A 16079-nucleotide genomic window follows, 5' to 3' on the forward strand; every position below is an offset into this window, starting at 1 on the left:
CCAGGGCGGGTGCCTGGCGTCTCCCGGTGTGGGCGGGAGGTTGCTATGCGACGGGCGTTCGGGGCGGTGGGGTTGGTGGCGGCGATGGTGCTGGCGGTGGCGTGTGAGCGGCCCGCCTCGCAGAAGGCCAAGAGCGCCTTCGTCGTCCGGCCGGAGGCCATTGATTTCGGCCCCGCGGCGCTCGGTCATACCAAGACGTTCAAGCTGCGAATCGCCAACGCCGGGCGCGCCTCGTACCGCGTGGAGGGCGCCATCTCCAGCGTGCCCAACGTGGACATCCCCCCCTTCGAGCCCTTCGTCCTGTCCGCTGGCGGCGAGCAGGAAATCGAAATCCACTTCGCTCCGCAGGTGGAGGGCGAGATTCAGGGCCAGGTGGAGATTCTCACGGACGCGGAGGTCAGCGGCCGGGTGCCGGTGTCCGGTCGCGGGGTGAAGGCCTTCATCGAGGTGCCCACGGACGCCCTCGACTTCGGCAACGTGGCCATGGGGCTGGTGGAGATGCGGGAGGTGACGGTGCGCAATCCCTCCGACGTGGACAGCCCGCTCCTGCTGTCGTTGCAGGGCGCGGACGCCGACCAGTTCACCGTCGGACAGGGGCTGCCCGCCACCCTGGCGCCGGGCGAGGCGCGGGTGGTGCCGGTGGCCTATGCCCCGCGGCGGTTGGGGGCGGCCGAGGCGGCGCTGCATGTGGTGGTGTGCGACGGCTGCGAGCCGGCCGTGGTGCCGCTGACGGGCACGGGCGTGGCATCCAACCTGGAGGTGACGCCGCTGCGCGTGGACTTCGGGCGCGTGGCGCTGGGGGCCACGGCGGAGCAGGTCATCACCGTGCGCAACCAGGGCACGCTGCCGCTGAGCTTCACGGGCTCGCAGCTCGTGGACAGCTCGGACGGCGTCTTCCGCATCACCGATGAGCCGGTGGTGGCCAACGGCCTGCTGGCGCCGGGCGCGGCCGTGGAGCTGCGGGTGGCCTTCACGCCCGCGGCCGTGGGCAAGGTGCGTGAGGGGCGGGTGGAGATTGGCGTGCGCGAGCAGGGCTCCAGCGCGCCGGGGCCCAAGGTGTCCCTGGCGGGGGAGGGCGGGGGCTCCTGCGTGGCGGTGCTGCCGCGCCGCGTGTCCTTCGGCGCGGTGCCGCAGGGCATGACGGCCACGCGGCAGGTCACCGTCTTCAACCGCTGCCGCGAGGACGTGAGCGTGAGCGACCTCGAGCTCGACACGCACCAGGGGGGCTACTTCACCCTGGCACAGGCGCCCGCCAGCGTGCAGGTGCCCGCGGGGCAGAACGTCCAGGTGGGCGTCACGTTCAGCCCGAGGCCGGGGAGCACGGACGCCAGTTCCGGGTTGCTCTCCGTCACGGTGCGTGACGCCAGCTCCCTCTCCACGGAGGCGGTGGAGCTGGAGGGGCGGACCGGCGTGTTCTCACCGTGTCAGTACGCGCTGCCCGAGACGCTCGACTTCGGCAAGGTGCCGGTGGGCGCGGAGGTGGCGCTCGGCGTGACGCTGCGGAACACGGGCACGGAGGCCTGCTACATGGCCTCGATGCAGGTTGCCCAGGGCTCGGACGGGGCGTTCTCCGCGAAGCCGGTGCAGAACGGCGTGCTGGAGCCCGGCGGGAAGGCGACGCTGCTGGTGCGCTTCAAGCCCCCTTCGGAAGGCAGCTTCGCGGGGCTGGCCGAGGCCTGGGTGAACAGCCCCACGCTGGGGCATCCGCTGGTGCAGCTCCACGGCGAAGGCGTGGTGGGGTGCTTCGCGCTTCAGCCCACCACGGTGGACTTCGGGCTCACCAAGCTGTCGTGTGGTCCCAGGACGCGCGAGCTGCTGGCCGTCAACTCGTGCGTCGGGCCCGTGCAGGTGGCCCAGATGGCGTTCGACGCGGACGCTGGTGAGTTCACGGTGGATGGCGGCAACGGGCCGTGGACGCTGGCGGGGCAGAGCTCGCGGCCGCTGACGGCGACGTATGCGCCGGTGGATGAGGGGACCGACACGGGGGCGCTGCGCTTCACCCTGGCGGATGGTGACGTCTACACGGTGGGGATGGTGGGCCTGGGCGTGACGAACGCGGAGCAGACGGACCGCTTCTTCCAGGAGTCGCAGGCGAAGGTGGACGTGCTCTTCGTGGTGGATAACTCCGGCTCGATGATGGAGGAGCAGCAGAGCCTGGGGCAGAACTTCGCGGCCTTCCTGAGCGCGGCGGAGCTCGCGTCGGTGGACTACCGCATCGGCGTCACCACGACGGGGTTGGACCCGTCTCCGGGCGGCTGGTCGGAGTGCCCGGGCGGCGCGCAGGGCGGGGAGAACGGGCGGCTGTTCCCGGTGGATGGCTCGCGGCCGCGCATCATCACGCCGCGGACGCCGGACGCCGCGAGCGTCTTCGCGAACAACACGCGCGTGGGGGTGTGCCACTGGAACGAGCAGGGCCTGGAGGCGGCCTACCGCGCGCTGGCGGACCCGCTGCTCTACAGCGAGGACGACTCCCGGACCGAGCAGCCCAACGACGGCAACGGTGGGTTCCTGCGCGAGGATGCGCGCCTGGCCATCATCTTCGTGTCGGACGAGGAGGACTTCAGCGCGCAGCCGGTGTCCTTCTACGAGACGTACCTGCTGGCGCTGAAGGGCAATGACCGCTCGAAGCTGAGCGTCAACGCCATCGTCGGGCCCGCCGAGCTGTCCACGTGCCCGACGTCGAGCAGCACGGGCAGCCGCTACATCCAGCTGGCGCAGACCACGGGCGGCGTGGTGGAGAGCATCTGCACGCCGAACTGGGCCAGCTCCCTGGAGAACCTCTCCGAGAGCACCTTTGGCGCCAACCGGAAGTTCCCCCTCTCCGAGACGCCGATGGACCCGGCGAGCATCGTCGTCCAGGTGGACGGCGTCCCGGTGACGTCGGGCTGGCAGTACGACGCGCGCGACAACGCCATCCTCTTCGACCGGTCCGCCGCGCCCACGGCGGGCTCGCTGGTGGAGGTGACGTACCCGCTGGGCTGCGGCTGAGCGCCCCGAGCGTGGAGGGCCCGGCGCTCTGGAGAGGACCGCCGGGCCCGGCGTCACCCTGGCCGGCGCTGTGGCGTGGCGCCGGCCACCGCGGGCGGTCTCAGGCGCGCGAGGCCGGCTTCATCATCGCGTTGACCTCCACGTAGCTGGCCGCGCCGTTGCACAGCGGCTCGGAGCGTCCGTCTGCGAGGAACGCGCTGACCAGGGCCGAGGCCTGGCTCCAGAGGGCCTTGGGAATGGAGGCCCCACTGGAGAGCCGGCGCACGCCGAGCCGCTGTAGCTCGCGGCCATCCGGGAGCCCCGGGTGCACCATGGCGTTGACGGGCAAGGTCGTTCCCTTCGCGATGGCTTGCAGGCCCGCGGTGTCCACCAGCGCGGGGACGAAGAGGCCGTCGGCACCCGCGGCGCGATACTGCTCTGCCCGGGCGAGCGTCTCCTGCTGCCGCTGCGCCTCGGGGACGAGTCCGCGGAGGTAGACGTCGGTGCGCACGTTGACGAAGAGGCGGACGCCGAGGCGCTGGCTGGCCTGCTTCACGTGGGCAAGCTTCTCGCACAGCGCGGCGGGCGAGCCCGTGCCGTCCTCGAGGTTGATGCCCACCGCGCCTGCCTCGATGAGCCGGGCCACGGTGGCGCCGACCTCGGCCGGGTCGTCCGAATAGCCACCCTCGATGTCGACGGTCAGCGGCACCTGGATGACGCGGGTGATGGCGCTGACCGTGGCGAGCAGTCGCTCGAGCGGCAGGGTGTCGTCATCCGGGTAGCCGTGGGCCCACGCGACGCCCGCGCTCGTGGTGGCGACGGCCTTCGCGCCCAGGCTCTCGAAGAGCCGTGCGCTGGCGGCGTCCCAGGCGTTGGCCAGGACGAGGAGCTCGGGCCCCTGGTGAAGTGCGTGGAAGGCCTCTGCACGGCGGGCGATGTCGGGATTCATCTGGAGTCGGTCTCCTGGGCGGGACTGCGAGTTGAAAGGGCTTGCGGGCGTCATTCCGCCCGGGGCGCTGCGTGCCGGCGCTCGTGGTCGAGCAGCCACTGCTTGCGCTCGAGCCCGCCACCGTAGCCCGTCAGCGACGCGTTCGCGCCCACCACGCGGTGGCAGGGCACCACGACGCCCACCGGATTGGCGCCGTTGGCCATGCCCACGGCGCGCACGGCCTTGGGACGTCCAATCTGCTCGGCCAGCTTGCCGTAGCTGGTGGTGGCGCCCGCGGGGATGTCGCGCAGCGCGCGCCAGACGGCGCGTTGGAAGGGCGTGCCCGCGGTGGCCACGGGAAGCGTGTCGATGATGCCGACCTGGCCCCGCAGGTACGCCTGCAACGCGGAGGTCCGACCGAACGGGTCGCTCGCGGGTGCCAGGGTGTAGCCCTGCTCGCCATAGTGAAGCCGCAGCAGGCGGAGCATCCTCGCTTCGTAGTCCTCCCAGTCGACGGCGCGGAGGGCGCCCTCCTCGTCACAGACGACCAGCACCTGTCCGATGGGCGTGGGCGCGCGGTCGATGAGCAGTCGCAGCGGCGGGGGCATGGTCATCACTCCGAGAGGTCTGGGGGCAGGGGGTGGGGTGAAGCGCGGTCGGCATCGGCGGCCCAGAGGTGTTGCGCGGCGTAGGCGCGCCACGGGCTCCAGCGCTCTGACTGGCGGAGCACTTCGTCTGGCGTCGGCCGCAGGCCCTGGGCATCCGTGAGCGCGCGCAGCAACGCGACGTCCGCGGAGGGAAAGGCATCCGGCTCTCGCACGGCGCGCAGCGCGATGTACTGCGCCGTCCAATCCCCGATGCCGGGGATGCGCTTGAAGCGAGCCACGGTGTCCTCCAGCGAGGCGCCCGGTTGGAACAGCCTCGGGTCCGCGGCGGCCGCGGCGGCCAGGCTCGTGAGCGTCCTGGCTCGCGCGGCGGGCATCCCGAGCCGGCGGAGGTCCTCGTGCGCGAGCCGCTCCGGGCGGGGAAAGGTCCGGGTGAGCCGGCTGTCTCCCGTGGCCTCGGGGCGTGCGGGCTCGCCGTACTCCGCGACCAGCCGGCTCCCGAGGTTCCGGGCCGCGGCCACCGTCACCTGCTGCCCCAGCACGGCCCGCACCGCGAGCTCGAAGCCGTCCCAACCGCCCGGAGCCCTCAGCCCTGGCCGCCGCGCGACGAGCGGCGCCAGGCGTGCGTCTCTCGACAGGTGAGCGCCAATGACCTCCGTGTCCGCGCCCACGTCGAAGACGCGGCGGACCTGCGCGACGACGGAGGGAAGGGCCTGGACGTCGGGGAGCCGGAGCGTCGCGAGCAGCCCGTCGCGCCCCGGCGCCGGGACGACCTCGACGACGCCCGCGCCCCGGGCATGGGCCACCGTGCGCCGATAGCGCCCGGCTTCGACCAGCTCCAGCCCGGACAGGGCTCGCGCTTCCAGGTGCGCCTGCATCGACGCCCAATCGTAGGGAGGCCGGTAGGGAATGAAGAGCGTGACGCCCGCGGCCGAGGGGCCCGCTGGGGACCGGCTCCGGCGCAGCGCGCTGGGCGGGCGCCCATGGAGCGTGCGGAAGACGGCGTTGAAGCGGCGGACGCTGCGGAACCCCGCGGCGAGCGCCACCTGGGCCATGGGCAGCGAGGTCTCACGGAGGAGCTGCCGGGCGAACAGCACGCGCCGCGTCTGGGCCACCGCGATGGGCGAGGCGCCCAGGTGCTGCTGGAACAGCCGCCGCAGCTGCCGGTCCCCCACGCCCAGCCTGTCCGCGAGCGTCGCCACGCCGGTGCCTTCGTCATCCAGCCCGCCGTCGGCGATGAGCGCCAGGGCGCGGGCGACGGTATTGGAGGTCCCCCGCCAGAAGGCGAGGTCCGGTGAGGTCTCCGGGCGGCACCGCAGGCAGGGTCGGTAGCCTGCCTCCTGCGCGCCGGCGGCACTCGGGTAGAAGGTGCAGTTCTCGAACCGAGGCGTGCGGGCCGGGCAGATGGGCCGACAGTAGATGCGCGTCGTGCGGACGGCGGTGAAGAACCGTCCGTCGAAGCGGGCATCCCGTGTCTGCACCGCGCGGTAGCACGCGGCGGGGTCCAGGCAGTTCATGGGCGTTGATTCCCATATATGGCGGGCCATGTCTGGCCGCTTTCGGACGTCAATGAGGGCCGTTGGACGGGGTGCGTCATCGGCGCGGGGCCGGGCACCGGCCGCCCGGGGAGGGGCCGGACTGTCAGCCATTGGCGACATGGGGTGAAGTCGACTCGACAGGTGAGGGGGGCGCGTGCAGCCTTTCAAGCAAGATGCCGGAACCCCTCCTTGTCGCGGCCGTGGGCGACATCCATGGCCGTTTCCACCGGGTTGAGACGTGGCTGGACGCACTGGAACAGGCGCGTGGCCGCCGGGTGGACCTGGTGCTGGCGGTGGGGGACGTGGAGGCCTTCCGCCGCGCGGATGACCACCGCCGCAAGGCCGCCAAGCGCGCCATGCCCGCGGAGTTCGCGGAGTACGCGGACGGCCTCCGCCAGGTGAAGCGGCCGCTGTACTTCATCGGCGGGAACAACGAGGACTTCGAGGCGCTGCACGACCTCCAGCAGGGGGGCGCGCTGGCGCCCAACGTGACCTATCTGGGGCGGGCGGGACTGCGCGAGCTGCAGGGGCTGCGCGTGGCCTACCTGTCCGGCATCCACGCGCCCCGCTTCATCGACCAGCCCCTGCGGCCGCCCAGCACGCCGGACATGGTGAAGCAGGCCGGCTACTTCCGCACGCCCGAGGTCGAGCAGGTGGCGGCGCTGCGCGACGTGGACCTGATGCTGGTCCATGAATGGCCGCGCGGCATCGTCCAGCGTGCGCGGGACGAGAACCCGTCGCCACCGCGGCCCCTGCCGTCGTACTGGATTGGCAACCCCGTGACGCGGCGGCTGGTGGACACCGTGCTGCCGAAGTGGATGCTGTGTGGCCACTCGCACAAGGGCTTCGCCGTCACGCTCGAGGGGCCGGAGCGGCCGCCCACGCGCATTGCCTGCCTGGACCAGGCGGCCCGGCCCCAGGAGTCCATCTTCTGGCTGGAGTACGAGGGGCGCGAGGCCCTGCGCGCGGGCTGGGGCGTGTCTGGCGCAGTGGCCTGGACGGCGGGCCAGCGGTGGGACATGGCCTCGCTGCCCGCGACGCTGGGGGAGGGCGACGGCGCGCCGGCCGAATTCGGACTCTGAGGGCCGGCGCCGCGAACGTCCTCGCTAGAAGGCCCCGGAGATGCCCACCATCTGGGTGCCGGCCATGGGCGTCACCCGGAGCTGCCCGGTCTGGGCGGTGGCTGGCGCCGAGTCGCTCTTCCGGCTGTGGAGCAGCATGGGCACGGCGAAGCCGACAGCCGAGCCGAGCAGCGCGCCCATGGCGACGTCCGTGAGGTAGTGCTTGTCGGCGCCCATGCGCAGCAGGCCCACCGAGGTGGCCACGGGCAGGCCCGCGGCCCAGATCCACGCCTGGTGCTTGTAGCCGCGCATCGCGGCGACGGTGCCCGCGGACACCACCAGCGAGAAGGCGAGGTTGGTGTGGCCGCTGTAGAAGGACAGGTTGTTGTCGCTGGGTTGCGCGGTGAGGCCCTTCTGGTCCTCGGGGAGCACATGGACGAAGGGCCGCTCACGGCCGGCGATGAACTTCACCGTCTGGTTCGCCAGCGAGGCGAGCACCGCGCTCTGGACGATGATGGAGGCGTCTTCGGCGAAGAAGCGGCTCGGAGCGCCCGAGCTGTTCCCCATGGCGTATTGCAAGCCCAGGACGCCCGCGGGCAGCGCGGCGAACCCGATGACGTTGCTCCATTGGTGCGCCCGTTTGCGCGACTCCGCCGTCGACCCGGCGAGGCCCCGGCCCCAACGGTCCAGCCGGTTGAGGCGGTCCGTTCCATCCGGGGCGCGGTCACACCAGCGGCATTGCGCCGGGGCCAGGTTGTCCTTCAGGAACGTCTCGCTGGAAATCCACAGCACACCCGCCGCGCCGGTGATGATGCCATCCCGCGTCCAATCGAAGCGGAGCTCATGCAGCCGCGGCTCGTCCGCGCCTTCCTGCGCGGCGGCGGGCAGGGCGGGAACGAAGGCCAGCAGGAGGGCAACGGCAACTGCTCGATAAGGTCGATGCACGGGCGGCAGCATAGGGGCCCCGTCCCGCTGTCTTCCAGCGGTGTTCTCACGCCGGGTGCGTAGAATGTCAGCGCCCCCATGCCACCCCGGGAGGCTTGCCCTGCCATGTACTTGACTGCCGCGTCAGAGCTGCCGCTTCGTGCCCTCTCCGCGTTGTTCGCACACGCCTTCGAGGGGTACTTCGTCACCATCCCCGACGCGCCCGCCCTGCTGGACGCGCGCATGCGCAGCGAGCACATCTCGCTGGAGGAAAGCCGCGTGGCCCGGGTGGACGGCGAGCCCGTGGGGCTGGTGCTGATGGCCCGGCGGGGACGGGTGAGCCGGGTGGCGGGAATGGGCGTGGTGCCGGCCTGGAGGAACCAGAAGCTGGGCGGCGCCATGCTGCGTCCGCTGCTGGAAGAGGCGCGGGCGCGCGGCGACGTCCGGATGGTGCTGGAGGTCATCGAGCAGAACGCTCCAGCGCTGGCGCTCTATGCGCGCCTGGGATTCGAGCGCGTCCGCCGGCTGGTGGGCTTCGCGGGGATGCCTGGGGCCGCGGACGCCGGTGACGCGGCGGGGCTGGAAGAGGTGGACCCGTGCGAGTGCGCGCGGCTGTTGCCCGAGGGACTGCCGTGGCAGCTCGCTCCCGCGACGGTGGAAGGGCTGGGGCTGCCGGCGCGTGCATTCCGGCTGGGGCCGGCGGTGGCGGTGGTGGCGGACGTTTCGGCCCCCACGCTGGTGCTTCGTTCCATTGGCGTGGAGGCCCGCGCGCGGAGTCAGGGGGCCGGACGCAGGCTGTTGCAAGCCCTGGCCGCGCGGTGGCCCGGGAAGCCGTTCGCGGTGAGCGCCGTGGTTCCGGAGGGCCGCGCCGGGCGGTTCTTCCTGGAGGCCGGCTTCACGCAGACCGCGCTCACGCAGCTCGAGCTCTCGCTGCCATTCGAGCCCGTCGCCGCGCGGCCTGGAGGCACGGCGTCCACCGCCGAGGTCCCGCGCTGAAGGACGCTGAATCCGGTGGTGCCCGCGCTGACGCCGTTCTCCAGGGACATGCCGGGATTGCGAGGAGGGCAGACGGGCGGCCATCGAAATGACCTGGGCGGCGGGCCCGGAATGGAGCATGAAAGTCACCCGCCCGGTCGTTCTAGAATCCACCCCGCATGCCCCTCCGCTCCGGCCGCACCCTCCACGTGTTTCCCGACGCTGGCCGGCGTCAGGCCGCGTTGCGCGCCATGGGCGATGCCGGCGGGTTGAGTGTGGGTGCGCACCTGCTGACCTGGGACGAGCTGTTGCAGAAGCTCGGTGGTGCCCGGGAGCTCAACCGGCGCCCCTGCCCGGCGGTGGCGGCGCGCGCCGTGGTGGCGTCTCTGGGCGTGTCCCTGGGGGCAACGCCCTTTGGAGACTACGTGCATGAGCCCGCGTTCGCCCGGGCCGCGCTCGACGTGGTGCTCGACCTCAAGGCCGGGCGCCTGTCCGCCCGTGAGCTCCAGGACGCGGTGGAGGTCCTCCCGCAGGAGCGGCGGTCCCGTGGGCGGGTGATTGCACGCCTGTACCACCTGTATGAGCAGCGCATGGCGGAGCTGGGGCTCGCGGACCGCGAGGACGTGCTCCGAGGCGCCAGGGAAGCCCTGGGCCGGGGCGCGTGGCCGGCGGGATGGGAGGGGCTGAGCACGCTCGTCCTGCATGGCGTCTATGACGTGCGGCCCTCCAGCCTGGAGCTGCTGCTGGCGCTGGCGGCGGCGTGTGAGTCGCGGCGGGTGACGTTGCGCGTGGAGACCCCCGTGGGGGGCTCGCCCGTGGCGGACGCGGCGCTGACGGCGCTCTTCCGCGCCTTCGAGAACCGGGGCGACGCCCTGACGCACGTGGACCTCTTCAAGGCGGACGTCACCTTCGAGGGCCGGCCCTTCATCGAGCTGGGGCGTCACCTCTTCTCGTCCCGGGCGCCGCGCGACGTGTTGAAGGAGGCGGTGCCGTCGCTGCGCGTGTGGAGCGCCGCCACGGCGCGAGACGAGGCTCGCCTGCTGGCCCGGGACGTGCGGCGCTTGCTGTCCCAGGGCGTGGCCCCTGGAGACATCGCGGTGGCCTACCGCGAGCTGGGGCCGGAGGCAGGGTGGCTCGCCGAGTCGCTGGGAGAGCTGGGCGTTCCGGTGCGCCTGCCCTGGGGCGAGCCGCTGGGCCTCGCCGGCCCCGTCCGGCTGGCCCTGGACCTGCCGCTGCTGGTGGAGGACGGCTTCCCGGCCGAGCGCGTGGCGGAGCTGATGGGCAGCCGCTATGCGCCCACGCTGTCGCGCGGCGGCCCGGATGCTCCCGCGAGCCTCTTCGCCCAGGCGGCCGTGCGCGATGACCGGCTGGGCGCGGTGCGCGGGCGGGGCGCCTACGACGTGCGGCTGGACGGCCTGGCGCGGCGGCTGCTCGCGCTCAACGGCACGCGCAACGCGCAGGACGCCACACGGGTCCATGCCGTGAAGCTGCTTCGTGAGCGCTGTCTGCTGCTGGTGGAGTCCTGCCGGCGGATTCCGGAGGAGGGGACCGCCGCCGAGCTGCTCGCGGCCTGGTGGCAGGTGGTGGAGCGCCTGGGGCTGATGGATTCCGAGGGCGCGCTGGAGCCGCGTGAGGACGGTGGGCTGGGCGCGCGGGCGGTGGATGCGCGGGCCCGGGACGATGCCGCGCGCGAGGCGCTCCGTCTGCGCGTGCAGGGCCTGACGCGGATGATGAAGGCGGTGGGCGGTGGACCGACGATGCGCCGACGCACGTTCGGCCGCTGGCTGCGCGACGCGATGTCGGACGCGCACCTGCCACCTCGCGGCCCTCGGGGCGCCGCCGTCGAGGTGCTGGACGTGGCCGAGCTGCCGGGGCGCTCCTTCCAGCACCTCTTCATCGCGGGGATGACGGAGGGCCGCTTCCCCGGTCGTGACGCGCCGTCACCGTTGCTGGCGGATGCGGAGCGCGCCGCCCTCAACAAGCACCTGGGCCGCGACATCTTCCGCCTCACGGGAGGCGAGTTCGACGAGCGCGCGGCCTGGCGTCTCACCGAGGACCGCCTGCTGTTCGCCAGCGCGCTGGCGGCGGCCGAGGCCAGCGTCAGCCTGTCCTTCGCGGTGGAGTCCGCGGGAGGGCAGGAGCAGGTGCCCTCCGCGTTCCTGGAGGAGGTGCGCCGGCTCACCGCGTTGACGTGGACGCCGCGCTCGCTGTCGCCCATCCCGCCGCTGGACGAGGTGCTCACCGAGTCCGAGCTGCGCCGCTGCGTGGCGCTGGAGGCCCTGTCCCAGCCGAAGCTGCGCGTCACCGAGCCCGACGCGGCGGCCTCCGTGCTCCGGCGTCGCTTCGAGCCGGAGGCCTGGTACGCGGGCGCGCGCGAGCTGTCGCAGGTGGAGGTGGAGCGCTTGTTCTTCTTCGGCGACCCCAACCGGCAGCCGGGGCCATACACGGGCTCGGTGGACGCGAATACCCTGCGAGAGTCCCTGCGGGAGACGTTCCGCTTCGACATCACCCGGCCGCTGTCCGCGTCCGCGCTGGCGCGCTTCGGCAACTGCGGCTTCCAGGGCTTCTTGTCCTACGGGCTGAAGGTGTCCGAGCCGGACGTGCCAGGGGAGGAGTTCGACGCGCGGGGCCGTGGAACCTTCTGGCACAAGGTGGTGGAGGAGGTGTTCGCGGCGCTGAAGGAGAAGCAGCTCCTGGGCAAGGCGCCGGAGGAGGTTCCGGACGAGGTGCTGGACGCCGCGCTGAAGAACGCCATCAAGGACTTCGAGCGCGTCCACCACGTGGGCCATCCGGAGCTGTGGAAGCTGGCGCACGAGCGGGCCCGGGCCATGGCCCGCCGCATCCTCGTGGACGAGCGACGGGGGCTGCCCTTCGACGCGATGACGCCGGAGAACTTCGAGTTCCGCTTCGGCCCCGCGGCCCGTGACGACAAGTGGAGCAACGTCGTCCTGCACGCGGGCGACGAGCCGGTGTACTTCGAGGGCACCATCGACCGGCTGGACGCGTCGGGCGCCGAGGTGGGCGTCATCGACTACAAGTCGGGCCGGCTGGACAAACGCTCGCTGAAGGAGCGGCTGCTGACGTCGGACTTCCAGCTCCCGCTGTACCTCTATGCGGCGCGTGAGAGCGGCCACAAGGACGCGCGTCAGGCGGCCTGGTTCTCGCTGCGCACCGGGGCCACCATCCACCTGTCCGAGGTCGTCTCGGGCGACGAGCTGGACGAGCTCCTGTCGAAGGACCCCGAGGTCCGCGCGAAGGTGGCGGAGAAGTCCGGCCTCAACCTGCCCAACGCGGTGGAGGCGCTGGTGGGCACGCTGCGCCAGGGCAAGTTCGCCGCGCGGCCCCAGGACTGCGGGACGTGTGGCTACCGCGCGGTGTGCCGGATTACCGAGCGCCGGATGACGGAGGAGGGTGGATGAGCGCCGAGCCGTCCCTGCTCGCGCTGGAGCGCAACCTCGCCCTGATGGCGGGTGCCGGCGCGGGCAAGACGTACAGCCTCGTCACGATGACGCTGCACCTGCTGGCCGGAGCTCGCGCGGTCGGAGAGGCGGTGCGGCCGTCGCGGCTGTGCATGCTGACGTTCACGGACAAGGCCGCCGCGGAGATGCGCTCGCGTGTGCGCCAGCGTCTGGATGCGCTGGCCCAGGGCGACACGCGGATGGACCAGGAGGTGGAGCTGCGGGCCTCCCTGGCGCGGCTGGACAAGCCCTTCCCGCTGCCGGACGCATGGCGAGAGCTCCGCGAGGAGCTGGGCGCGGCCACGGTGGGCACCTTCCACTCGCTCTGCGGTCAGCTCCTGCGCCGCGCGCCACCCGCGGTGGGCATCGACCCGAACTTCGAGGTGCTGGACTCGCTCGAGGCCACGGGGCTGGTGCAGGACGTCTGCGAGCGCGTGGTGCTGGACGCGCTGGAGGCCGGCGACGCGCAGGTGCGCGAGCTGTGTCAGGAGCTGGGCTTCTCCGGCTCGGGCTTCTCCGACGGGCTGGTGGCCGCGCTGGTGTCCGTCTACGGCAAGCTGCGCGAGGAAGGGCTGCGCGCGGCGACCGCCGCCGTGAGTGACGCCGCGGAGGCGCGCGCGGAGCTGGAGTCGTCGATTACGCGCTGCCTGGAGCTGTGCGCCGAGGCGCGGGGCCTGGACGCGAAGGGGGAGTGGAGCCGGCTGCTGGGCGGGCTGGAGCGCGCGCTCAACGGGATGACGGCGGAGAACTTCGGTCAGGGCGAGCGCTTTCCCTGGCTGCGCGCCTGCTTCAAGGCGGACGGGCGCAACTTCGCGCGGCTCAGCAAGGGGGCCGCCGGCCCCGTGCGGGACCTGTACTGGCGCGTCTTCGGCAAGAGCGACGGCTCCGTGCCCCGGCTTGACGATGCCTGGGCCGCGTGGCGCACCGCGCCCTTCGAGGTGACGTTCCGCGAGCTGCTGACGCGCGTGGAGGCGCGGCATGACACCGAGCTGTCGCGCCGCAACGTGCTCGACTTCACGTCGCTGCTGGTGAAGTCGCGCGACCTGCTCCGGGCCCATCCCGAGTTCCGCCGCCAGGTGCAGGAGCGCATCGGCGCGCTGCTGGTGGACGAGTTCCAGGACACCAACCGCCTCCAGCTGGAGCTGGTCCTGCTGCTGGCGGAGAAGCGCGAGGACGGGCCCCGCGAGCTGGCGCCGGACGCGGACCTGGTGACGGCGCTGCCGCTGGAGCCCGCCTTCCTCTGCGCCGTGGGTGACCGCAAGCAGTCCATCTACGAGTTCCGCGGCGCGGACGTGTCCGTCTTCTCGGTGCTGGCGAAGAAGCTGGAGGCCGAGGGCGGCGCGAGGGGCTTCCTCCAGCACAACCGCCGCTCCGTGCCCGGCCTGCTGTCGTTCTTCAACCGCACCTTCGCGGGCGTGCTCGTCGCCGCCGATGCCCGGGCCCCGCGCCCCTTCGAGGTCGTCTACGTCCCGGAGGAGGACGACCTGGCGGCGGTGCGGCCCTCGCTGGTGGACGGGCCGGTGGTGGAGCGCCTCCAGCTGGAAGAGGCGGACACGGCCGCGGACCTGCGCTGGCTGGACGCGGATGCCATTGCCCGGCGGCTGCGGTGCCTGCTGGCGCCGGGGGCACCGCCGACCGTTCCGCGCGAGGACGGTGAGGGCCTGCGCCCGGCGCGTGGCGGCGACGTGGCCATGCTCTTCCGGACCTTCACGCACCTGGAGGTGTACCGGCAGGCCCTCATCCGCCACGGCGTACCGCACCGGGTGCTGCGCGGCCGCGGCTTCTATGGCGCGCAGGAGGTGCTGGACCTGGCCTCGCTGCTGGCCTTGCTGGCGGACGCCGAGGACGCGCTCGCCTTCGCCGCGGTGCTGCGCTCGCCCCTGGTGGGTTTGTCGGATGCGTCCCTGTTCCTCCTGGCGGGGGATGCGCCCCTGTCGCTGGGCTCGCCCCGCCTGACGGAGCCACAGGTGCTGGCGTCGCTTCCCGAGCGCGAGCACCAGCGCCTGGAGCGCTTCCTCGCCGCGCTCCCCGGCCTGCGGCGCGAGCGGGACCGGCTGGGCGTGCGGGAGCTGCTGTTGTCCGCGCTGGACGTGACGGGCTACCGCGAGGCGCTGGCGGGCTCTCCCTATGCGGAGCAGGCCAGCGCCAACGTGGAGAAGCTGCTGGCGCTGGCGTCGAAGCGGGACGAGCGCGGCACCGGTGGCTGCGTGGCCTTCGCGCGTGAGCTGCGCATGCTGGCGGAGAACGACCCGACGGAGGCGCAGGCGGACCTGCTGGACGCGAACGACCCGCGCGCGGTGCAGCTCCTCACCATCCACCGGGCCAAGGGCCTGGAGTGGCCGGTGGTGGTGGTGCCCGCGCTGGGCGGGCGGCGGCGCTCCACCACGGGGCGCGCCCACTTCGAGCGCACCCACGGGATTTCGCTGCGGCCCTGGGTCCCGGACTCGCTGGATGGCTACACGTCCAGCCGCTTCGATGCGGTGCGCGCCGAGCTGAAGGCCCGCGAGGACGCGGAGTACCGCCGCCTGCTCTACGTCGCGCTCACGCGTGCCCGCGACAGACTGGTGCTGTCGGGGGGCGCGGAGCCGCGCGGCGGCAAGGACACATGGTGGCACCTCATCGACGGGCGGCTGGAGGTGGACGCCGAGCTGCGCGAGCTGGTGGAGGACCTGGACGTCGACTCGCTGCCGCCGCCCGCGGACCCGGTGCCGCCCGGCCCGGAGGAGCTGTTGCTGGCCGAAGCGCGCGTCGAGGCCGCGCTGCTGCGGGTGCGCGGCGCGCCTGCGCCCCAGGCCGAGTCGCCCGGCGCCGCGGTGGCCACCGCGGAGGCGCTTCAGGATTTCATCGCCTGCCCGCGCCGCTTCCACTATGTGCACCGGCTGGGGCTCCGCGGCGCGCCGTGGCCCTGGGAGGTGCCGCCCCGGGGCGCGCCGCTGCTGGTGGAGCCCGACGGATGGCTACCCGTGGAGCGACCCGATGACCTCGCGCAGCGCCTGCTTCGCGAGGTGGACCTGCGCCTCGCGGCGCCCGACGTGGACGCCTCGGAGCGCCGGGCCCACCTGGAAGGTCTGCTGCGCGACGCGGGGGCGCTCCCCGGCGACGAGGGCATGGACGCGGTGCTGCGGACCGTGGAGCGCTTCCTGGCGTCGGCGTTCGCGCGTCAACTGGCGCAAGCGCCGTCACACACGATTCACCGGAACGTGCCGTTCGTGCTCGCCCTGGAGGGCGAAGTCAGTGTCGAGGGCGCGGTGGACCTCCTGTGGGAGTCACCCCAGGGGGAGGCCGTGGTGGTGGCGTTCAAACACGGCGGACGCCATCCGCTGGGAGTGGCCGCTTACACGTACGAGCTGGCGGCCCTGGGGCTGGTGGCCCGGCGCATGGTGCGAGAAGGGGTGCCGGTGCGGGTGGGAGTCGTCTTCCTGCGCGAGTCCTCGCCGGAGCCCGAGTGGCTCTCGGGAAGTCGGGGACTTGAAGAGGCGTCGGGGCGGCTCGCGGGGGCGGCACGGGCGGTGGCACGCGGTGAGGCCCGGGGTGAATGGGATGGGAGGGAGAAGGCAGCCTGCCAGGCCCTGCATTGCGGCTTCTCGGAACACTGTCACCCGGCCCCCCGCGCGTGCTAAGCG

The 16079-nt window shown here is 72.9% G+C and carries 9 protein-coding genes; 5 read left to right on the plus strand and 4 right to left on the minus strand.

Annotated features, from left to right (window positions below):
• Nucleotides 1–45: 45 nt before the first annotated feature.
• Nucleotides 46–2988, plus strand: coding sequence for a choice-of-anchor D domain-containing protein (locus VZL07_RS27965; protein WP_426750853.1), 2943 nt, complete (start codon nt 46–48; stop codon nt 2986–2988).
• Between the two features lie 100 nt (nt 2989–3088).
• Here VZL07_RS27965 and VZL07_RS27970 read toward each other — a convergent pair whose 3' ends face one another.
• The 3 genes from VZL07_RS27970 to VZL07_RS27980 are packed head-to-tail and all read right to left on the minus strand — an operon-like array spanning nt 3089 to nt 6017.
• Nucleotides 3089–3916, minus strand: coding sequence for an isocitrate lyase/PEP mutase family protein (locus VZL07_RS27970; RefSeq protein WP_426750854.1), 828 nt, complete (start codon nt 3914–3916; stop codon nt 3089–3091).
• A 50-nt stretch (nt 3917–3966) separates the two neighbouring features.
• Nucleotides 3967–4503 carry a methylated-DNA--[protein]-cysteine S-methyltransferase gene (gene ogt / locus VZL07_RS27975; RefSeq protein ID WP_426750855.1) on the minus strand — a complete coding sequence of 179 codons (537 nt, stop codon included), beginning with the start codon at nt 4501–4503 and terminating at the stop codon, nt 3967–3969.
• 5 nt (nt 4504–4508) lie between these two features.
• A complete protein-coding gene (locus VZL07_RS27980; RefSeq protein ID WP_426750856.1) occupies nt 4509–6017 on the minus strand; it encodes an AlkA N-terminal domain-containing protein in 1509 nt (502 codons plus the stop codon).
• Nucleotides 6018–6211: 194 nt separating this feature from the next.
• Here VZL07_RS27980 and VZL07_RS27985 point away from each other — a divergent pair, with 194 nt between their 5' ends.
• A complete protein-coding gene (locus VZL07_RS27985; protein ID WP_426750857.1) occupies nt 6212–7120 on the plus strand; it encodes a metallophosphoesterase in 909 nt (302 codons plus the stop codon).
• A 24-nt stretch (nt 7121–7144) separates the two neighbouring features.
• Here VZL07_RS27985 and VZL07_RS27990 read toward each other — a convergent pair whose 3' ends face one another.
• Nucleotides 7145–8056, minus strand: a complete 912-nt coding sequence (locus VZL07_RS27990) for a phosphatase PAP2 family protein (RefSeq protein ID WP_426750858.1) — start codon at nt 8054–8056, stop codon at nt 7145–7147.
• A 93-nt stretch (nt 8057–8149) separates the two neighbouring features.
• On the opposite strand from VZL07_RS27990, the gene VZL07_RS27995 reads away from it, so the two are divergent.
• From VZL07_RS27995 to VZL07_RS28005, 3 genes are all read left to right on the plus strand, one after another.
• A complete protein-coding gene (locus VZL07_RS27995) occupies nt 8150–9019 on the plus strand; it encodes an N-acetyltransferase family protein (protein WP_426750859.1) in 870 nt (289 codons plus the stop codon).
• Nucleotides 9020–9177: 158 nt separating this feature from the next.
• Nucleotides 9178–12417 carry a PD-(D/E)XK nuclease family protein gene (locus tag VZL07_RS28000; RefSeq protein WP_426750860.1) on the plus strand — a complete coding sequence of 1080 codons (3240 nt, stop codon included), beginning with the start codon at nt 9178–9180 and terminating at the stop codon, nt 12415–12417.
• Nucleotides 12414–16076 (plus strand): UvrD-helicase domain-containing protein, encoded by a 3663-nt coding sequence (locus tag VZL07_RS28005; RefSeq protein ID WP_426750861.1) that lies wholly within the window; start codon nt 12414–12416, stop codon nt 16074–16076. The genes VZL07_RS28000 and VZL07_RS28005 overlap by 4 nt, the downstream gene beginning before the upstream one ends.
• Nucleotides 16077–16079 lie beyond the last annotated feature (3 nt).

Source organism: Pseudomyxococcus flavus (assembly GCF_050038885.1).
Lineage (GTDB): Bacteria > Myxococcota > Myxococcia > Myxococcales > Myxococcaceae > Myxococcus > Myxococcus flavus.